16 protein-coding genes are annotated in these 19,744 nt (G+C 59.2%); 7 read left to right on the top strand and 9 right to left on the bottom strand.

Translation table 11 applies throughout. The features are described from left to right. Positions 1–1,191, top strand: coding sequence for an L-2-hydroxyglutarate oxidase (gene lhgO / locus FO014_RS02645; RefSeq protein WP_160027614.1), 1,191 nt, complete (start codon positions 1–3; stop codon positions 1,189–1,191). Positions 1,192–1,340: 149 nt separating this feature from the next. Then, on the top strand, positions 1,341–2,522 hold the full coding sequence (gene yeiB / locus FO014_RS02640) for a DUF418 domain-containing protein YeiB (RefSeq protein ID WP_160027612.1): 1,182 nt from the start codon (positions 1,341–1,343) through the stop codon (positions 2,520–2,522). Positions 2,523–2,559: 37 nt separating this feature from the next. On the opposite strand, the gene sanA is transcribed toward yeiB, so the two are convergent. From sanA to metG, 7 genes are all read right to left on the bottom strand, one after another. Then, entirely contained in the window at positions 2,560–3,303 is a 744-nt protein-coding gene (gene sanA / locus FO014_RS02635) for an outer membrane permeability protein SanA (RefSeq protein WP_111737452.1), read from the bottom strand. 174 nt (positions 3,304–3,477) lie between these two features. After that, complete coding sequence (locus tag FO014_RS02630; protein ID WP_105230403.1) at positions 3,478–5,175, bottom strand: NAD-dependent malic enzyme; 1,698 nt, start codon at positions 5,173–5,175, stop codon at positions 3,478–3,480. Between the two features lie 221 nt (positions 5,176–5,396). Beyond that, positions 5,397–6,281: a cytidine deaminase gene (gene cdd / locus FO014_RS02625; protein WP_160027610.1), complete on the bottom strand. Its 885-nt coding sequence runs from the start codon at positions 6,279–6,281 to the stop codon at positions 5,397–5,399. A gap of 133 nt (positions 6,282–6,414) precedes the next feature. Further along, on the bottom strand, positions 6,415–7,110 hold the full coding sequence (locus FO014_RS02620; RefSeq protein WP_160027608.1) for a CidB/LrgB family autolysis modulator: 696 nt from the start codon (positions 7,108–7,110) through the stop codon (positions 6,415–6,417). After that, entirely contained in the window at positions 7,110–7,517 is a 408-nt protein-coding gene (locus tag FO014_RS02615; protein ID WP_160027606.1) for a CidA/LrgA family protein, read from the bottom strand. Before FO014_RS02615 ends, FO014_RS02620 begins: the two co-directional genes overlap by 1 nt. A 111-nt stretch (positions 7,518–7,628) precedes the next feature. Beyond that, on the bottom strand, positions 7,629–8,864 hold the full coding sequence (locus FO014_RS02610; protein ID WP_111737450.1) for an MFS transporter: 1,236 nt from the start codon (positions 8,862–8,864) through the stop codon (positions 7,629–7,631). 225 nt (positions 8,865–9,089) lie between these two features. Continuing rightward, positions 9,090–11,123 (bottom strand): methionine--tRNA ligase, encoded by a 2,034-nt coding sequence (gene metG / locus FO014_RS02605; RefSeq protein ID WP_160027603.1) that lies wholly within the window; start codon positions 11,121–11,123, stop codon positions 9,090–9,092. Between the two features lie 178 nt (positions 11,124–11,301). Here metG and apbC point away from each other — a divergent pair, with 178 nt between their 5' ends. Then, complete coding sequence (gene apbC / locus FO014_RS02600) at positions 11,302–12,414, top strand: iron-sulfur cluster carrier protein ApbC (RefSeq protein ID WP_105230409.1); 1,113 nt, start codon at positions 11,302–11,304, stop codon at positions 12,412–12,414. Positions 12,415–12,470: 56 nt separating this feature from the next. Here the strand turns inward: apbC and FO014_RS02595 are convergent, their stop codons facing one another. Next, on the bottom strand, positions 12,471–13,055 hold the full coding sequence (locus tag FO014_RS02595; RefSeq protein ID WP_425500825.1) for a phosphatase PAP2 family protein: 585 nt from the start codon (positions 13,053–13,055) through the stop codon (positions 12,471–12,473). A gap of 270 nt (positions 13,056–13,325) precedes the next feature. Between FO014_RS02595 and udk the strand changes: the two genes are divergently transcribed. The 4 genes from udk to dcuC all read left to right on the top strand — a co-directional run bounded on the left by udk (position 13,326) and on the right by dcuC (position 18,102). After that, complete coding sequence (gene udk, locus FO014_RS02590; RefSeq protein ID WP_015671637.1) at positions 13,326–13,967, top strand: uridine kinase; 642 nt, start codon at positions 13,326–13,328, stop codon at positions 13,965–13,967. Positions 13,968–14,093: 126 nt separating this feature from the next. Next, entirely contained in the window at positions 14,094–14,675 is a 582-nt protein-coding gene (gene dcd, locus FO014_RS02585) for a dCTP deaminase (protein ID WP_015671638.1), read from the top strand. 34 nt (positions 14,676–14,709) lie between these two features. Beyond that, on the top strand, positions 14,710–16,551 hold the full coding sequence (gene asmA / locus FO014_RS02580; RefSeq protein WP_160027599.1) for an outer membrane assembly protein AsmA: 1,842 nt from the start codon (positions 14,710–14,712) through the stop codon (positions 16,549–16,551). Positions 16,552–16,743: 192 nt separating this feature from the next. Further along, positions 16,744–18,102, top strand: coding sequence for an anaerobic C4-dicarboxylate transporter DcuC (gene dcuC, locus FO014_RS02575; protein WP_160027597.1), 1,359 nt, complete (start codon positions 16,744–16,746; stop codon positions 18,100–18,102). 35 nt (positions 18,103–18,137) lie between these two features. Here the strand turns inward: dcuC and FO014_RS02570 are convergent, their stop codons facing one another. After that, positions 18,138–19,721, bottom strand: a complete 1,584-nt coding sequence (locus FO014_RS02570) for a TerC family protein (RefSeq protein WP_160027595.1) — start codon at positions 19,719–19,721, stop codon at positions 18,138–18,140. Positions 19,722–19,744: the final 23 nt, after the last annotated feature.

Below are 19,744 nucleotides of genomic sequence, written 5' to 3'. Positions count from 1 at the left end.
ATGTATGACGTAATCATTATCGGCAGCGGGCTGGTGGGGCTGGGCGTCGCCCATGCGTTGCAGGAACACAATCCGCGCCTGAAACTGCTGATTGTGGATAAAGAGTCCGGCCCGGCGGCCCACCAGAGCGGCCATAACAGTAATGTGGTGCACTCCGGCATCTACTATAAGCCCGGCAGCCTGAAGGCGCGCCTGGCCAGGCAGGGCAACCAGAGCATGTTCGCCTTCTGCCGTCAGCATGAGCTGTATCACGACCGCTGCGGCAAGGTGATTGTCGCCACACAGCTGAAGGAGCTGGAACTGCTGGAGAATATCTACCGGCGTGGTCTGGAGAACGGTCTGGCGGTGCACCGCCTGTCGGCCGCCGAGCTGCGCGAGCGGGAACCCCATGTCAACGGGCTGGAGGCGCTGCTGGTGCCCGACGCCGGCATCGTCAACTATGCGCAGGTGGCCGCCAAACTGGCGGACATCATCCGGCAGCGCGGCGGTGAGATCCACTTTGGCCGGCAGGTGGTGGGGATCGCGGAGCGCAGCGACGGCGTCGAGGTACAGACGCCGGGGCAGAGCTATCAGGGAAAATGGCTGGTCAACTGCGCGGGGCTATTCAGCGACCGCATTGCCAAACTGGCGGGCTATGACACCGGCATGAAAATAGTGCCGTTTCGCGGTGAATACTTTGTGCTGAACAGTGAAAAAAATTATCTGGTCAATCACTTGATTTATCCGGTGCCGAACCCGGACTTTCCCTTCCTCGGCGTACATTTCACCCGCATGCACAACGGCAAGCGGGACGTGGGGCCGAACGCGGTGCTGGCATTCAAGCGCGAGGGTTACCGCAAATGTGACGTCAGCCTGCGCGATCTGGGCGAAGTGCTGAGCTATCGCGGCTTTTGGAAGATTGCCGGCCAGTATATGGGGGAAGGGCTGGCGGAGGTGCGGCGCTCGCTGTCGCGCCGCCGGTTTACGGAAAATGCCCGCCGGCTGATTCCGGCGCTGCAAGAGCAAGATATTCAACCCGGCCCCGCCGGCGTCCGGGCGCAGGCGCTGACCGCTGACGGCAAGCTGGTGGACGACTTCCACTTCGTGACCGGCCGCCGTTCGCTGCACGTGTGCAATGCGCCTTCCCCGGCGGCGACCGCTTCGCTGGAGATTGGCCGCGAAATCGTACGTCAGCATCTTGCTCACCTGTAATTGTCCGCAGCGCCAGCGAAAGGATGGCATATACGCTATTTTTAATGCTTAATATAACGCCCCCATCCCGCCGGGTGCGGGGCGAATTTGCCGGTATGGCCCTGCGCCTGCGGGCGTATTTTTATCGGATTGAATAACAGCGGTATCCCATGAACCCTCCTGCATCGGCGCCGCTGCCGCGTATTGCCACTCTGGACTGCGCGCGCGGCATCGCCATTCTCGGTATTTTGCTGATGAACATCAGCGCCTTTGGGCTGCCGAAAGCGGCGTATCTTAACCCGGCCTATCAGGGCCAGCCTGCACTGTCTGACGCCTGGGCCTGGGCGCTGCTGGATCTGTTTACCCAGGCCAAATTTTTGGCGATGTTTGCGCTGCTGTTCGGCGCCGGGCTGCAGCTGCTGTTGCACCGCGGCAAAGGCTGGATCCGCGCGCGTCTGACCTGGCTGGTGCTGTTCGGGCTGGGGCACGGCATTTTTTTATGGGACGGCGATATTCTGCTGGCGTACGGCCTGATCGGGCTGGTGTGCTGGCGGATGATCCGCGAAGCGAAAGACACCTTTACCCTGCTGAAAACCGGCGCGGTGCTGTATGGCATCGGCGTTACGCTGCTGCTGCTGTTAAGTTTTGCCACCGATGGTACGCCGGGCAGTTTCTGGCAGCCCGGCCCGGCCGAGCTGCAGTATGAACAGCTGTGGAAACTGCAGGGCGGGTTTGAGGCCTGGCGCAACCGGGTGGATCTGCTCTCATCCAGCCTGCTGGCGATCGGCGCGCAGTACGGCTGGGAACTGGCGGGGCTGATGCTGTTCGGCGCCGGTTTGATGCGCAGCGGCTGGCTGCGCGGCCACTTTGCGCCGGCGTATTATCGGCGGCAGGCGGCCTGGCTGATTCCGCTGTCGCTGCTGATCCAGCTGCCGGCGGTGGCGCTGCAGTGGCACCTGCAGTGGGATTACCGCTGGAGCGGTTTTCTGCTGCAGGTGCCGCGCGAGCTGGGCGCGCCGCTGCAGGCGATGGGCTATCTGGCGATGTGCTACGGCTTCTGGGGACATCTGGCAAGATGGCCGGTCGGACGTTGGCTGACGCAGGTCGGCCGTATGGCGCTCAGTAATTATCTGCTGCAAACGCTGATTTGCACCACGCTGTTCTACCGTTTCGGCCTCTACCAGCAGCTTGACCGTTGGCAGCTGGTGGCGATTGTGCCGCTGGTGTGGCTGGCGAACCTGTGCTTTTCACAGCTGTGGCTGCGCTATTTTGAACAGGGGCCGGCAGAGTGGCTGTGGCGTCGGCTGACGGCGCTCGGCGCCGGCGAGGGAGAACGCCATCTGCGGCGTTAGGAAGACTAAAACGGCCGGCATTATGCCGGCCGTTGGCTTATTTGGCCTGTGCTTTTTGCTTTTCTGCCGCCAGTTTCTGCTCCAGTTCCACCAGCTGTTCCGGCGATACCGCCGGATAACCCTGGGCGTCTTCCGGCACTTTATGCATGGCGGAGATCGGGATCAGCGGCCCGAGAAAGCGCGGCTCGCGCTTGAGGATATACAGATCGTTCAGCGCGCCGAGGCGGGCGAAGATTTCACGCACGCGCACCGTCAGCATATTCTTGGGAGAAGGAACGGCGAAGCACTGCGCCTGGATGCCCATATGCAGGGCGATAAACAGCGCCCGCTCGCAGTGGAAGCGCTGGGTGATAATGGTAAAGTCGTTGGCGTCGAACACCTTACGCGTCCGCACAATTGAATCCAGCGTACGGAAACCGGCGTAGTCGAGCACGATATCGCTGGGTGCTACGCCGGCGGCGATCAGATCGCGGCGCATGGTCATCGGTTCGTTATAGCTCTGCAGCGCATTGTCGCCGCTCAGCAGCAGATACTTCACCTTACCGCTGTTGTAGGCGTTGATTGCCCCCTGCATGCGGTAACGGTAATACTGATTAATCACCCCGGTGCGGTAATATTTGGCGGTGCCGAGCACCACGCCGACCTGGCGATCCGGCAGTTGTTGCACCTCTTCGTAGATATAGGGCGCGGTTTTCCAACTGATCCAGCGATCGAGCGCGATAGCCGCTAACATCAGCGCCACGGCGATGACGAACAGGCTAATTATCAGGCGTTTCCACATGTTTTGGCCTTACGCGCATAAATCTGAAAAAAAGGTGGATCAAGGCTACTTTACCTGACAATTTGACGCAAGCGCTCCACCTGCCGATGCGGGGAGTGCATGGCACTTTTTGTTGGCGGCGGACTCAGGGAGAGGAAAAACCGGCCAGACGAATGCTGGCCGGCGGGGTGTTGATTAGAACGAGGTACGCTTGTAGCTGCGGTACTGCGGACGCCAGAAGTTGTGCTCAATCGCTTTGGACAGCGCTTCTTCAGACGTTACCACCGCCACGCCCTGCAGCTGTGCGGCCTTGCCCACTTCCATGGCGATGCATTTCGATACGCCCTGAATATCGTCGATATCCGGCAGCAGTGCGCCGTAGCCGTCGGTCGCCAGCGGCGAACAGTCGGCCAGCGCGCGGCTGGCGGCCATCAGCATCGAGTCGGTGACGCGCGACGCGCCGGAAGCCAGCACGCCGAGACCAATCCCCGGGAAGATATAGGAGTTGTTGCACTGGGCGATCGGATACTGGCGATCGCGGTAGCTGACCGGCGCGAACGGGCTGCCGGTGGCTACCAGCGCGGCGCCGTCGGTCCAGTTGATGATATCTTCCGGGCGCGCCTCAACGCGGGAGGTCGGGTTGGACAGCGGCATGACGATTGGCCGCGGGCAGTGCTGATGCATTTCGCGGATCAGTTCTTCGGTGAACAGCCCCGGCTGGCCGGAAACGCCGATCAGAATGCTTGGTTTGGCGTTGCGCACCACGTCCATCAGTGAAATGGCATCGTTGCTGACGTTCCAGTGCGCCAGCGTTTCGCTCTTTTGCACCAGTTTGCTCTGGAAGTCGAGCAGGTTCGGCAGTTTGTCGGTCAGCAGGCCGAAACGGTCAACCATGAACACGCGCGCCCGCGCTTCGTCTTCACTCAGGCCTTCCGACTTCATCTGGGCGATAATCTGCTCGGCGATGCCGCAGCCGGCGGAACCCGCGCCGAGGAAGGTGACGGTCTGGTCGCGCAGCCGGCAGCCGGCGGCGCGGCTGGCGGCGATCAGGCTGCCGAGCGTGACCGCGGCGGTGCCCTGAATATCGTCGTTGAAGCAGCAGATTTCGTCGCGGTAGCGGTTCAGCAGCGGGGTGGCGTTATTCTGCGCGAAGTCCTCGAACTGCAGCAGTACGTTCGGCCAGCGGCGTTTGACCGCCTGAATAAATGCTTCGACGAACTCATGGTACTCCTCGCCGGAGATACGCGGGTGGCGCCAGCCCATATACAGCGGGTCGTTCAGGCGCTGCGGGTTGTTGGTGCCGACGTCCAGCACCACCGGCAGGGTATAGGCCGGGCTGATGCCGCCGCAGGCGGTGTACAGCGACAGTTTACCGATCGGAATGCCCATGCCGCCGATGCCCTGATCGCCGAGGCCGAGAATACGCTCGCCGTCGGTGACGACAATCACCTTCACGTTCTGCTTGGTGGCGTTTTGCAGCATGTCGTCGATGCGGTCGCGGTTCGGGTACGAGATAAACAGCCCGCGCGCGCGGCGGTAGATATCTGAGAAGTGTTCGCAGGCCTCGCCGACCGTCGGTGTGTAGATGATTGGCATCATCTCGCTCAGGTGCGAGTCCAGCAGGCGATAGAACAGCGTTTCGTTGGTGTCCTGGATGTTGCGCAGGTAGATATGTTTGTCGTTGTCGTTTTTGAAATCTTGATACTGGCGGTAGGCGCGCTCGACCTGTTCTTCGATGGTTTCTACCGCTTCGGGCAGCAGACCGTGCAGGTTGAAGTGGCTGCGTTCATCTTCGGTGAAGGCGCTGCCTTTGTTAAGTAGCGGAAATTCCAACAGAATCGGGCCGGCATAGGGGATGTACAGCGGGCGTTTGCTTTCGTATTCAAGTTCCATCAGTTCACTCTTAGACGTATCAGATTGTTTTTATCACCGCAGATCCTAAAAGATACGGGAAATATGTACAGTAATTGTTACCGGATCATGAGGGAAGTTGTGCTAATTATCGACGATCAAAGACTTATTTAACTAAAAAAAGTGTTTTCAGACGTAAATGGCATTGTATTCAGCGGGAAGGACTGTTAACTGCGGGGCCGGACAGCCCCGCGATGACAGAATTAGAAGGTGAGATGTTGCAGCGTCCGGCAGCCGAGCGCGGCCAGCAGGGCGCGGGTGGCGTCTTGCTGACTGAAAACGGCGTTCTGCGCTTCCGCCAGCACCGCGCGGCGGATTTGCCGGCAGTCGCCGCCGGACATGTTCAGCAGGACCAGCGCGGCCTGCAGCGGTGGCAGGCTGGGGTTGAAGGCGGCGTTTTCCGCGTAGCGGCCGGCGTAAATGTTGCCGTCCGCCGTTTCCAGCGCCACGCCGCTGTGGGCCTGACTATAGGGTGCGTGGCTGCGGTTGGCGGCGTCAAGCGCGGCGATCTCCAGCGCGTCGCTCAGCGCCAGCCGGTGACCGTGATCTTCCGGGTCCATCAGCAGGGTGTGAATATCCAGATCGCGCGGGCCGAATGAATCCGGCAGATAGTGGCTGAGCGTGGCGGCCGGACGGCCCGGCAGCTGGATGCGCAGATCGCCGCCGCTGTTCAGCTCATTCATAAACTGGCGGCAGTGGCCGCACGGAGTGTAGTTGACGGTGATGGCGGCCAGCGCCGTTTCGCCGCGCAGCCAGGCGTGGGTGACGACGCACTGCTCGGCATGCACCGTCTGCTGCATCGGCGCGCCGCCGAACTCCATATTGGCGCCGAAGTAGAGGTTGCCGCTGACGCCGCGGGCGATGGCGCCGACGTTAAACTGAGAAATCGGGGTTAACGAGCAGGCCGCGGCCAGCGGCAGCAGGGCAAACGCCAGCGCATCATCGTCCAGCCCGCTGTGCTGCTTGATTGCTTCAACCTGATCGGCGCTGAACATGGCCGGAAAGTCAGGTGCGTCCAGATAAGGCTGCAGGGCGGATTGCAATGTGTCGGGCAGGGTGCTGAAAGCGGTGTGAAAACGCGGATGCATAGAACGTCTCTCCAGTGTTAACGGGAGGACATTCTAGGCAGCCTTTATCGAATAAAATGTGACTTATATCTACTTATTGATGAAATTGATGTAATGAATGATGAGTTTGCGCGATATATCGCAAGTTTTTGCCTCAGGCAAACAGGTGCAACAGCACCGGGAATAAAAACGGCGCCAGCAGTGAAGTGATGATGCCGCAGATCACCAGCGCCAGCGAACCGAATGCGCCTTCCTGATAATCCAGCTCCACGCAGCGGGCGGTGCCCAGCGCATGTGAGGCGCTGCCCATTGCCAGACCGCGGGCGGATTTGGTGGTGATCTTCAGCACGTTGAACAGCGTATGGCCGAGCACGGCGCCGAGAATACCGACAAAAATCACGCACACCGCACTGATGGCCGGGATGCCGCCGAGCGACTCCGCCACCGCCATGGCGATCGGCGTAGTGACCGATTTAGGCAGAATCGACGCGGCGATTTCCGGCGTGGCACCCATCCACAGGGCAATGGCGCCGCCGCTTATCATGGCGGTGATGCTGCCGATAAAGCACACGGCGATAATCGATTTCCAGCGGGCGCGGATTTGATGCAGCTGTTCATACAGCGGGAACGCCAGCGCGACCACCGCAGGCTGCAGCAAATCATTGAGGATTTTGCTGCCCTGAAAATAGTCCTGATAGGGGATGCCGGTGGCCAGCAGCAGTGGAATGATCACCGCCATCGAGACCAGCAGCGGATTGAGCAGCGGCATCTTCAGTTTCTGCGCCAGTTTACGCGCGGCGAAAAATACCACCAGGGTTAACGGCAACGACCACCAGAGGTTATGCAGCATTACTTATCCCCCTCGGCATTATCCTGTTTGCCGACCAGAGGCCGTTCACGATGGAAATAGTGGGAGGAGTAGCCCACCGCCACCAGTACGATCAGGGTACTGGCAGCGCAGGCAACCACCAGCGGCGCCAGATGGTCGAAGATCTCCCGGTAATACTGCATCACGCCGACGCCGATGGGCACAAACAGCAGCACCATATAGCGGATCAGCAGGTTGCAGCCGGGGCGCACCCAGGCGGCCGGCAGCAGCTGCGAGGCCAGCAGGGCGAACAGCAGCAGCATGCCGAGGATACTGCCGGGAATGGCGATCGGCAGGAGGGAGGAAACCGCATTGCCGACCAGCAGACACAGATAAATCAAAGCGAATGCTCTAAGGTATTGCCAACATGATGTGAGCATCTTGTTCATAAGCCTTCCTGTTTAACGGATGCATTCATCATACAATTAAACTGTGATCTACGCCACATAACCAACCATGAATAATCGTTATCTCAACCATGCCCATCCGGGCTATTGACGTTATGGGTTAATTGTAGATGACTCCTGTTCGACCAACGGCTGCGCCGACTGACGCTGCGCCAGCCGGTGGCCCAGGCAAAAGAACAACAGGCTGAACAGCGCTGCGGCGATCAGCATGGCAAACATCAGCGGCGGTGCGGCGTAGCTGAGCAGAAAACCGCACAGCACCGGGTTGATCGCGCCGCCGAGGTTACTGAGGTTCTGCATGCCGTAGTAGCTGCCTTTCAGGTGCGCCGGCGCAATAAAGTCGATAAACATGTATTCCACCGGGATGACGATAATTTCGCCCAGGGTGAAGACCGCCATCGCCAGCGCCCACAGCCACAACGAGTGCCCGGCCAGGGCGAAGCCCAGCAGGCCGATCGCGAAGAATAGCGTGCCGAATGCCAGCCAGCGCAGCATATTGTCCTGACGCATACCGCGGCTCATCAGATACTGCAGCGCGATCACCATGCAGGCGTTAACCAGCATCACCAGCCCGATAACCCGGTACGCGAACTCCGCACTGGTGGCGATAATCAGATACTGCGACAGATAGCCGGTAAACTGGCCGAATACCACCGCGCCCAGCGTACTGCCGAGGGTAAAGTAGAGCAGCCGGTGGTCGCGGCGCAGGATGCCAAACGTCTGGCGAAAGTTGGCAGGCAGGGGCACGGTGGTGCCTGCCGTTTTCGGCGGCTGTTGCGGCTGCCGCAGGCGGAAATGCAGCACGATAACCACCAGCAGCGTCAGGCCGCCGGACAGGTAAAACGGCAGCAGAACCCCGAAGCCGGCTACCCAGACGCCAAGCGAGGAGCCGACCGCCCAGCCGACGTTGATCAGGGTGTAGTTGATGGAGAAGACGCGCGTACGCTGCGCAACCGGTAGCCATTCGGCAAAACAGGCCTTGATGGTAATATTCAGCACCGAATAGGTGGTATGCAATACCGCCAGAATCGCCACCATGCCGCCGGGCCGTGCGATCGACGGCATCAGAAAGAAGCTCAGCCCGTACAGCAGGATGGCGGCGATCATCAGCGTATTTTTGCTAAACTTGTCCACCAGATAGCCGCCGTACAGGCTGGTGATGATGCCGATGCTCAGGCTGCAGCCGAGGACGATGCCAACGCCGGTGGGCAACAGGCGGAAGTGTTCGCTCAGGTAAATGGCGATAAACGGCAGCGTGATGCCGCGGCCGATGGTCAGCACCAGCGAGGTGGCCAACAGCGTATTGATCAGCGGGGGGAATCCCTTCATAACAGCACCTGTGGATGCATACGGTCGTCAAATTGGAGTTGATAACATAGCCCATTGGCGGCGGCTGGCGGTACGGAAAGTGCGAAACGGTGGCAATCTCCGGCGTGGAGGGGAATGGCAGGATAAAACATCCCTTTCAGGGGGATTTTTTTGGTGAAAATATGGCTATTTATCGGCCATAAAAAAGGGCCGAGCTGGCTCGACCCTTGGTGTGTGATAACGGCGTTACTTCACCTGCATGCCCGGCTGCGCGCCGCTGTCCGGGCTCAGCAGGAAGATTTCCTTCCCGCCCGGGCCGGCGGCCATCACCATGCCTTCGGAAATACCAAAGCGCATTTTGCGCGGCGCCAGGTTGGCGACCATGATGGTCAGACGCCCTTCCAACTGCTTCGGATCCGGGTAAGCGGAGCGGATGCCGGAGAAGATCTGACGGTTTTCACCGCCCAGATCCAGCTGCAGCTTCAGCAGTTTGTCCGAGCCTTCAACGAAATCGGCGCTTTTGATCAGCGCGATGCGCATATCAACCTTGGCGAAGTCGTCAAAAGTGATGGTGTCCTGGATAGGATCGTCCGCCAGCGGACCGGTGACTGCCGGCGCCTGGCTGGCGGCCATATCTTCTTTGGAGGCGTTGACCATGTCGTTAACCTTGTCGAGCTCGATACGATTGAACAGCGCCTTAAAGGCGTTGACCTGATGATCCAGCAGCGGCTGCTGCACGCTGTCCCAGCTCAGTTCGCAGTTCAGGAATTCTTCGGCGCGCTGCGCCAGCGACGGCAGCACCGGCTTCAGGTAGGTCATCAACACGCGGAACAGGTTGATGCCCATCGAGCAGATGGCCTGCAGGTCGGCGTCGCGGCCTTCCTCCTTCGCCACTACCCAAGGCGCCTGCTCGTCGACGTAGCGGTTGGCCAGATCCGCCAGCGCCATGATTTCACGCACGGCGCGGCTGAACTCGCGGCTGGCATAGGCGTCGGCGATGCTGGCTGCTGCGTCGGTAAAGGTCTGATACAGCGCCGGATCCGCCAGTTGGTCCGCCAGCCGGCCGTCGAAACGCTTCTTGATAAAGCCGGCGTTGCGTGACGCCAGGTTGACCACCTTGTTGACGATATCGGCGTTGACGCGCTGCACGAAATCTTCCAGGTTGAGGTCGATGTCGTCGATGCGTGAAGACAGCTTGGCGGCGTAGTAATAGCGCAGGCAGTCGGCGTCCAGATGCTTCAGGTAGGTGCCGGCCTTGATAAAGGTGCCGCGCGATTTGGACATCTTGGCGCCGTTAACCGTTACGTAGCCGTGAACGAACAGGTTGGTTGGCTTGCGGAAGTTGCTGCCTTCCAGCATCGCCGGCCAGAACAGGCTGTGGAAATAGACGATGTCTTTGCCGATAAAGTGATACAGCTCGGTGGTGGAATCCTTGCGCCAGAACTCGTCGAAGTCCAGATCGCCGCGCTTGTCGCACAGGTTCTTAAAGGAGCCCATATAGCCGATCGGCGCGTCCAGCCAGACGTAGAAGTATTTGCCCGGCGCATCGGGAATTTCGAAGCCGAAATAGGGTGCGTCGCGGGAGATGTCCCACTGGTGCAGGCCGGATTCGAACCACTCCTGCATTTTGTTCGCCACCTGCTCTTGCAGCGCGCCGGAGCGCGTCCACGCCTGCAGCATTTCGCTAAAGGACGGCAGGTCGAAGAAGAAGTGTTCGGAGTCGCGCATCACCGGCGTGGCGCCGGAAACCGCGGACTTCGGCTCGATCAGTTCGGTCGGGCTGTAGGTGGCGCCGCACACTTCGCAGTTGTCGCCGTACTGATCCGGCGATTTGCACTTCGGACAGGTGCCTTTGACAAAGCGGTCCGGCAGGAACATGCCTTTCTCCGGATCGTACAGCTGAGAAATCGTCCGGTTCTTGATAAAGCCGTTCTCTTTCAGGCGGCGGTAAATCAGACTGGACAACTCGCGGTTCTCATCGCTGTGGGTCGAGTGGTAGTTGTCGTAGCTGATGTTGAAACCGGCGAAATCCTGCTGATGCTCCTGGCTCATTTCGGCAATCATATCTTCCGGCGAAACGCCCAGCTGCTGGGCTTTCAGCATGATTGGCGTGCCGTGCGCGTCGTCCGCACAGATGAAATGAACTTCGTTGCCGCGCATTCGTTGGTAACGAACCCAGATATCTGCCTGGATGTGCTCGAGCATGTGGCCGAGATGGATGGAACCATTTGCGTACGGTAGCGCGCACGTCACCAATAATTTTTTCGCGACTTGAGCCATAGTTAAGAACTTGCTTTCTGTAGTAAGTAAAAAGGGCCTTCGATGTTAACCGATCGCACGCCTCGCGGCTAGGGCTATACCACGATGGCGACGTAGCGGTGCGAGTCAGCGCGCCTGAGTTCTGGTATGCTTGAGATTGACGCTATTCACTTGCATTTATTTCAATCGAGGAGCCGGGATGAACGCAAAATCCCCTGAGCAGACCAACCCCGAAGTTCTGCGCGCCCTGGTGACCGGTGTACTGGCCGCCTTTGAACACCCGACGTTAAAAAATAACCTGACGGCGCTGAAAGCGATTCACCACTGCGCGCTGCTGGACAACGTGCTGCATATCGAACTCGCCATGCCGTTTGCCTGGAACAGCGGCTTTGCGGCGCTGCAGGACAGCGTGAGCGCGGAATTGCTGCGCGTGACCGGCGCACAGGCTATCGACTGGAAACTGAAACATGACATCGCCACGCTGAAACGCGCCAATGCGCAGGCCGGCGTCAACGGCGTGCGCAACATTATCGCCGTCAGCTCCGGCAAGGGCGGGGTGGGAAAATCCAGCACCGCGGTAAACCTGGCGCTGGCGCTGGCGGCGGAAGGCGCCAAGGTCGGCATCCTGGATGCGGATATCTATGGCCCGTCGATCCCCAATATGCTGGGCACAGAACATGAACGCCCGACCTCGCCGGACGGCCAGCATATGGCGCCGATTATGGCGCACGGCCTGGCGACCAACTCCATCGGCTATCTGGTGACCGATGACAACGCCATGGTCTGGCGCGGGCCGATGGCCAGCAAGGCGCTGATGCAGCTGCTGCAGGATACCCTGTGGCCGGATCTGGATTACCTGGTGCTGGATATGCCGCCGGGCACTGGCGACATTCAGCTGACGCTGTCGCAGAATATCCCGGTCACCGGCGCGCTGGTGGTCACCACCCCGCAGGATATCGCGCTGCTGGATGCGGCGAAGGGCATCGTGATGTTTGAAAAAGTCCAGGTGCCGGTATTGGGCATTGTGGAAAACATGAGCGTGCATATCTGCAGCAACTGCGGACATCATGAGCCGATCTTCGGCACCGGCGGGGCGGAGAAGCTGGTGGAGAAATACCACAGCCGCCTGCTGGGACAGATGCCGCTGCATATTTCGCTGCGTGAAGATCTGGACCGCGGCCAGCCGACGGTGGTAAGCCGTCCGGACAGCGAGTTTGCCGAGATGTATCGCCAGCTGGCGGGACGCGTGGCGGCACAAATGTACTGGCAGGGAGAGGCGATCCCGACGGAGATCGCGTTCCGCGCGGTGTGAACCGTCTGCAACAAAATAAAAAAAAACCGGCGCGCAGCCGGTTTTTTTATGCTGAATTATTTCAGAAGATTATGCAAATCTGCGCGGGTATAGGGGCGCTCCCGATCCGCCAGGGTGACCGCTATCTTTTCCAGCAGGCTTTGCGTCGGCGCCGGCTGGCGGTGTCCCATCAAAAGCACCGGCAGCGCCAGCAGAATCAGGGTCTTGACCACGCCAAGCCGCGGCGGGCTGCTGCGGCGCTGCAGCAGCAGGAACAGCGAGCTGGCGGAGAGCCCCAGCGCCAGACCGGCGATGACCTCAGATGTGGAGTGGGCGTGAATAACCAGCCGCGACCAGCCGATGGCGAGCGGCAGCAGATAGCCCAGCAGCACTGCGGCACGCCGCAGCAGCGGATGGCTGCGGGCGCAGATCAGCCACAAAAATGCCGGCCAGATGCTGGCGGAGAGCGCCGAATGGCCGCTGAAGCCGGTAAAGTCGTACTCGGCGCTGCCGATGCCCCAGCCGATAAAGGCCAGTTTGGAGGCGCAGACAACCGCGCCGACGCCGCCGAAGATAAAGCCCCACTGCCAGCCGGCGCGACGGGTCGCGGCCGAAGAGATCAAGACGAGGAACAGAATCAAAGCGGTGGGCAGCAGCAGCATGCTGTCGCCGAAAAAGGTCAGAAAATGCCAATCCAACGGGAAACTCTCCATTTATTCACTTATCCCGCGAATCGGAATAATGCGTTTGGCCGTGAGTTTACTCTGCGTGACGGCATCGCCCAACCGACAAAGTTCCTAAATACGGCTGAAAAAACACGGCATTTCGTCGCCGCAAGGCGACAATAGAGTGGCGCGGCGGGCGCTTACTCCCTATAATTGTCGCGTTTTATGTCCCCCCCTAACACACTACGAATTCAGGTCTTTAATTTTATGACTGACAAGCCGCATCAGTGCGTCATTATTGGTATAGCTGGCGCATCTGCCTCCGGGAAAAGCCTTATCGCCAGTACGTTGTATCGTGAACTCCGCGAACAGGTCGGCGATGAACACATCGGCGTGATCCCTGAAGACAGTTACTACAAAGACCAAACCCATCTGACCATGGAAGAGCGGGTCAAAACCAACTACGACCACCCGAGCGCCATGGACCACAGCCTGCTGTTCCAGCATCTGCAGATGCTGAAGGCGGGCAAGCCGATCGAGCTGCCGCTGTATAGTTACACCGAACACACGCGTAAAACCGAAACGGTGCACCTGGAGCCGAAAAAGGTGATCATTCTGGAAGGGATCCTGCTGTTGACCGACCCGCGTCTGCGCCAGGAAATGAACTTCTCCATCTTCGTTGACACACCGCTGGACATCTGCCTGATGCGCCGCATGAAGCGCGACGTCAATGAGCGCGGACGCTCCATGGATTCCGTGATGGCGCAGTACCAGAAAACCGTGCGCCCGATGTTCCTGCAGTTTATTGAGCCTTCCAAACAGTATGCCGACATTATCGTGCCGCGCGGTGGTAAAAACCGCATTGCAATCGATATTCTGAAAGCCAAAATCAGTCAGTTCTTTGAATAATCCGTCGCCGGGCCAGAAGCGTTGTTTTCTGGTCCGGCGTCAACTATTTACGTCCTGACGTAGACCTTTCGCCCTTTGTATGGCAATTTTTGTTGTTTACGCGCCTTCTTGATGGAGAGAATAGAGATGAGACTGTGCGACCGCGATATCGAAGCCTGGCTGGATAGCGGGAAACTGGCGATTACGCCGCGACCGCCGATTGAGCGCATTAGCGGGGCCACAGTGGATGTCCGTTTGGGCAACCAGTTCCGCGTATTCCGTGGCCATACCGCCGCTTTTATCGATCTGAGCGGACCGAAGGATGAAGTCAGCGCGGCGTTGGATCGCGTGATGAGCGATGAAATCGTCTTGCCTGAAGGGGAAGCGTTCTTCCTGCACCCGGGCGAACTGGCGCTGGCGGTGACGCTGGAATCGGTCACGCTGCCGAATGATTTGGTCGGCTGGCTGGACGGCCGCTCTTCACTGGCGCGTCTGGGGCTGATGGTGCACGTCACCGCGCACCGTATCGATCCCGGCTGGCACGGGCGCATTGTTCTGGAGTTCTATAATTCAGGTAAGCTGCCGCTGGCGCTGCGCCCGGGCATGCTGATCGGCGCGCTGAGTTTTGAACCGCTCTCCGGCCCGGCTGCGCGACCTTACCACAGCCGTGAAGATGCAAAATACAAGGACCAGCAGGGCGCTGTAGCCAGCCGCATCGATAAGGACTAACGGCGGGCGGACGCCGTGCTGACAAGAGGAAGGCATGAGACGATTACTGACGACTTTGGTGATTTTGCTGGTAGTGCTGGTGGCAGGAATGTCTGCGCTGGTGCTGCTGGTCAACCCGAATGAATTCCGCAGCTACATGATCAAAAAGGTTGAACAGCGCAGCGGGTATCACCTGACATTAGACGGTGATTTACGCTGGCACGTTTGGCCGCAGCTGAGCATTCTGGCCGGCCGTATGACGCTGACCGCGCCGGGCGCCAAAGCACCGGTTGTCAGTGCGGACAATATGCGTCTGGATGTCAAACTGCTGCCGCTGATCTCTCACCAGCTGTTCGTAAAACAGGTGATGCTGAAGAACGCGGTGATTCGTCTTACGCCGGACTCTGAAGAACAGAGTCTGCCGGATGCGCCGATTGCGCCGGGCGGCAACAACGCTGAAGAGTCACCCGCCGCGAGCTGGAAATTCGATATTGATAATCTGCAGGTGGTGGACAGCCTGCTGATTTGGCAGCGCGCTAATAATGAGCAGATTAACGTCCGCGATATCAACCTTTCGCTGCAGCGCAGCGGCGACCGCCAGGCGGATCTGGAACTGAGCAGCCGTATCAATCGCGATCAGCGCGATCTGAGCGTCAACCTGACGGCCGCGCTGGATCTGAGCCAGTATCCGCGTCAGGCCAGCGCCACGGTCAGCCAGTTCAACTATCAGCTTGAAGGCGCCGATATTCTGGTGGGCGGCATTAAAGGTCAGGGGGCGCTACAGGCGCTGTATCAGCAGACGCCGCGCCGGGTCACGCTCAACCAGCTGCAGATTAGCGCCAACGACAGTCAGTTTGCCGGCAGCATCAGCGCCGGTTTTGGCGATATCCCCGACTATATCCTGAACCTGAGTTCGCCGAATCTGAATCTGGACGCGCTTTCCGGCTGGCATAACAGTAGCGGTGGCAGCGACGCGCAGCCGGTGCGGGCAATGACCGCCGGCCCGGTGATCGCCAGCGGTGCGGAGCCGCAGCGGGATTTGCAGGCGCTGCGCGATTTTGATGCCAGGCTGAATTTGAGCGCCGACCGGTTGACTTACCGCGGTATGAACATCGCGCAGCTGAAACTTCAGGCTGATAATCAGCGCGGCAAGCTGACGATGCCGACTCTGACGGGACAGGTCGCCGGCGGTGAGTTCTCCTTACCCGGCTCGCTGGACGTGCGCGGAGATCACGCCGTTGCGCAGGTGCAGCCGAGTTTGCAGCGGATAGATTTGGCGACGCTGTTCAACGCGTTTGATCTCCCGCAATTTATGACCGGGCAGCTGACGATGAACGGCGTCTTGAGCGGTGACCGTCTGGCGATTGATGCCTTGCTGAATAGCTGGCAGGGGAGCGCGCAACTGGCGGTAGCCAACGCTCAATTGCACGGTCTGAATATCCAACAGCTGATTCAGCAGGCGGTAGCGCGTAATGAGCAGGGCGTGCGCGGGCAGGATCAGTATCAGCGCTATACCGAGCTGCAGCAGCTGGCGGCCAAGGCTAACCTGAACCGCGGGGCGGTGACGCTGCGTGAGCTGAGTGCGCAGTCATCGCTGTTACATTTTAACGGCGGCGGTAAACTGAACCTGCCGGAAAAACAGTGTGATATTACGCTGAACGTACAGGTGACCGGCGGCTGGCAGGGAAGCAGCAAACTGATAGAACAGCTGCAGAAGACGCCGATCCCGCTACGGGTGTTTGGGCCGTGGCAGCAGCTGAACTATCAGCTGAAGGTCGATCAGGTGCTGCGTAACTCCTTACAGGAGCGTGCCAAGGATGCGCTGAACAAATGGGCGGAGAAAAATAAAGAATCCCGCGACGGACAAGACCTGAAAAAACTGCTCGACAAGCTGTAATACCCTCCGCCGGTGCGGGCCGATGTCTGGCCCGTATCGGCGTATCACCCGCAATTACCCGCCGTTTTCCCTGATAGTTTCCGATTGTAACTTTGATAAAAGTCATATTCCCGTATAGTTAATTTGGGCAGAGTGGAGCGTGATTCTGCGGGCCAAAGACATAGGCAGCTAATAATTATACATAGAGGGTTTATGATTGAGCTTCTGATCGGGGTAGGGGTAGCGGGAGGTGTTGTACGCTATATCATCAAAGGGTATTCGGCCACCGGCGTGCTGATGGTCGGTGGATTGCTGCTTCTGGCCATCAGCGCGCTGATGGGGAAAAGCGTACTGCCGGCCAGCGCAAGTCCCACCGGCTGGCGCGCCACGGATATCATTGAATACGTCAAGATTCTGCTGATGAGCCGCGGCGGCGATCTCGGCATGATGATTATGATGCTGTGCGGTTTTGCCGCCTATATGACGCATATCGGCGCTAACGATATGGTGGTCAAGCTGGCCTCCCGCCCGCTGCAGATGATCAACTCCCCTTATGTACTGATGGTGGCCGCCTATATTGTTGCCTGTTTGATGTCGCTGGCCGTGTCGTCGGCGACCGGGCTGGGCGTGTTGCTGATGGCGACGCTGTTCCCGCTGATGGTCAATGTGGGCATCAGCCGCGGTGCGGCGGCGGCGATCTGCGCCTCGCCGGCGGCGATCATCCTGGCGCCAACCTCCGGTGATGTGGTGCTGGCGGCCAAAGCGGCAGAAATGCCGCTGGTGGACTTCGCCTTTAAAACCACCTTGCCGATCTCCGTGGCGGCCATTGCCTGTATGGCCGTCGCGCATTTCTTTTGGCAGCGCTATCTGGACAGGAAAAGTAACGAACAGCACCACGTGATGGATGTCAGCGAAATTGTGACGAAGGCGCCCGGTTTTTACGCCGTCCTGCCTTTTACACCGATCCTCGGCGTACTGATTTTTGACGGTAAATGGGGGCCTGAGCTGCATATTATCACCGTGCTGGTGCTGTGCATGCTGCTGGCCGCGCTGATTGAATTTATCCGCAGCTTTGATGCCAAGGCCGTGTTCAGCGGGCTGGAAGTGGCATACCGCGGCATGGCGGATGCGTTTGCCGGCGTAGTGATGCTGTTGGTAGCGGCCGGCGTGTTTGCCCAGGGGCTGAGCACCGTCGGCTTTATCAGCGGCCTGATTGATACCGCGCAGTCCTTCGGCACCGGCGGCATTATCATGATGTTGGTGCTGGTGACGATTACCATGCTGGCGGCGATGGCCACCGGCTCCGGCAACGCACCGTTTTACGCCTTTGTGGAGCTGATTCCCAAACTTGCCGCGCAAATGGGCGTCAATCCGGCTTATCTGGTGATCCCAATGCTGCAGGCTTCCAATCTTGGCCGCACGCTGTCGCCGGTTTCCGGCGTGGTGGTAGCGGTTGCGGGGATGGCAAAAATCTCACCGATGGAGGTGGTCAAACGCACCTCGGTACCGGTGATCGTCGGGCTTATTGTGGTGATTGTCGCCACTGAAATTCTGGTGCCGGTACAGCGGTAACGTGATCGCGCCGGGCGTATGGCTCGTCCGGCGGTTTACACTTCGTAATCTGGCTCAGGTTGCTCAAGCGGGGTGATTTTTACCTTGATAATGCGATGGCTGCTGATGGCCAGCGGCTCAAACAGATAATCGCCGATGGTCAGTTGTTCGCCTTCCTGCGGAATACGCTGGCAGTGCTCCATCAGCAGCCCGGCCAGCGTATGGTACTCCCGTTTTTCCTCCAGCTGCAGCGGCAGATAAATCGTCAGATCTTCCAGCGGCATATAGCCGTTGGCGATCCAACTGCCGTCTTCCAACTGCTCAATATCATGCCGTGGGTCCAGCTCTTCACCGGCCTCCGGCAGATTGCCGGCAATGGTTTCCATCACGTCGGTGAGGGTGACTACGCCCTCCACCGAACCAAACTCGTCGACAACAAAGGCAAAGTGGGTTTGCGCCTGACGGAATTGTTCCAGCGCGCCGAGCAGCGTCAGCTGTTCCGGGAAGATCAGCGGCTGATGGATCAGCGCGCGCAGATCAAGCTCCTGTTGAGCCAGCTGCTGCTTCAGCACATCGATAGTGTGAATCACGCCGAGCGGCTCATCGCTGGCGCTGTCTTCGGCCACCACGATGCGCGTGTGCAGGTTTCTTTCCAACAGCTGTCTGAGCTTTTCCTGCGGGTCGTTGAGCTCTAGGTATTCAACATCGTGACGCGAGGTCATGATGCTGCTGACGGTGCGCTGCGCCATCCCCAACACCCGCTCAATCATGTGGCGTTCCTGTTGATTGAAAATCTCTTTCCCTTCGCCGCTGTCAGGGATCAGTTGTGCGGCGTCTCGGTCGATTTCCGCATCTTCATGCCTGCCGCTTAACATGCGCAATACCGCTTCCGCCGTGCGTTCACGCAGCGGCCGCACCTGCGACAGGAAGCGGCGGCGGTTAAACTGCGCCAGCTGGTTAAGTGCTTCAATCATCACCGAGAAGCCGATGGCGGCGTACAGGTAACCTTTCGGAATGTGGTAACCAAAGCCTTCCGCCACCAGACTGAAACCGATCATCAACAGGAAGCTGAGGCACAGAATTACAATGGTGGGATGCGCGTTGACAAAGCGCGTCAGCGGCTTGCTGGCCAACAGCATCAGGCCGATGGCGATACACACCGCCAGCATCATTACCGCCAGGTGATCGACCATGCCGACCGCGGTAATCACCGAATCCAGCGAGAAGACCGCATCCAGCACCACGATCTGCGCCACCACCGGCCAGAAGCGGGCGCCCTTACGTTGGCCGTGCTGCTCCTCATCTTTGCCTTCCAGCCTTTCGTTCAGCTCCATGGTGGCTTTAAACAGTAGGAAGATGCCGCCGACCAGCATGATCAGATCGCGGCCGCTGAACGGATGGCCGAGCACGGCAAACAGGGGTTTGGTCAGAGTAGCCAGCCAGGAAATGGAGGCGAGAAGCACCAGACGCATCAGCAACGCCAGCAACAGGCCGACCACCCGCGCCTTGTCGCGCTGCTCTTTGGGGAGCTTCTCCGCCAGAATGGCGATAAACACCAGGTTGTCTATCCCCAGGACGATCTCCAGCACCACCAGCGTGGCCAAACCCGCCCAGATTGTTGGATCGGCAATCCACTCCATAAGCCTGATTACCCCTTTGAGTT

Source organism: Serratia rhizosphaerae (assembly GCF_009817885.1).
Classification (GTDB): Bacteria; Pseudomonadota; Gammaproteobacteria; order Enterobacterales; family Enterobacteriaceae; genus Serratia_B; species Serratia_B rhizosphaerae.
Note: the sequence above shows the minus strand (reverse complement) of the source record. Positions and strands in the feature narration are given on the sequence as shown.

Coding starts and splice junctions, on each gene's coding strand:
- metG (WP_160027603.1), bottom strand. CDS start 11,123: ATGGCTCAAGTCGCGAAAAAATTATTGGTGACGTGCGCGCTACCGTAC.
- FO014_RS02570 (WP_160027595.1), bottom strand. CDS start 19,721: ATGGAGTGGATTGCCGATCCAACAATCTGGGCGGGTTTGGCCACGCTG.
- asmA (WP_160027599.1), top strand. CDS start 14,710: ATGAGACGATTACTGACGACTTTGGTGATTTTGCTGGTAGTGCTGGTG.
- sanA (WP_111737452.1), bottom strand. CDS start 3,303: ATGTGGAAACGCCTGATAATTAGCCTGTTCGTCATCGCCGTGGCGCTG.
- lhgO (WP_160027614.1), top strand. CDS start 1: ATGTATGACGTAATCATTATCGGCAGCGGGCTGGTGGGGCTGGGCGTC.
- cdd (WP_160027610.1), bottom strand. CDS start 6,281: ATGCATCCGCGTTTTCACACCGCTTTCAGCACCCTGCCCGACACATTG.
- FO014_RS02610 (WP_111737450.1), bottom strand. CDS start 8,864: ATGAAGGGATTCCCCCCGCTGATCAATACGCTGTTGGCCACCTCGCTG.
- dcuC (WP_160027597.1), top strand. CDS start 16,744: ATGATTGAGCTTCTGATCGGGGTAGGGGTAGCGGGAGGTGTTGTACGC.
- FO014_RS02615 (WP_160027606.1), bottom strand. CDS start 7,517: ATGAACAAGATGCTCACATCATGTTGGCAATACCTTAGAGCATTCGCT.
- FO014_RS02620 (WP_160027608.1), bottom strand. CDS start 7,110: ATGCTGCATAACCTCTGGTGGTCGTTGCCGTTAACCCTGGTGGTATTT.
- yeiB (WP_160027612.1), top strand. CDS start 1,341: ATGAACCCTCCTGCATCGGCGCCGCTGCCGCGTATTGCCACTCTGGAC.
- dcd (WP_015671638.1), top strand. CDS start 14,094: ATGAGACTGTGCGACCGCGATATCGAAGCCTGGCTGGATAGCGGGAAA.
- apbC (WP_105230409.1), top strand. CDS start 11,302: ATGAACGCAAAATCCCCTGAGCAGACCAACCCCGAAGTTCTGCGCGCC.
- FO014_RS02630 (WP_105230403.1), bottom strand. CDS start 5,175: ATGGAACTTGAATACGAAAGCAAACGCCCGCTGTACATCCCCTATGCC.
- udk (WP_015671637.1), top strand. CDS start 13,326: ATGACTGACAAGCCGCATCAGTGCGTCATTATTGGTATAGCTGGCGCA.
- FO014_RS02595 (WP_425500825.1), bottom strand. CDS start 13,055: ATGCTGCTGCTGCCCACCGCTTTGATTCTGTTCCTCGTCTTGATCTCT.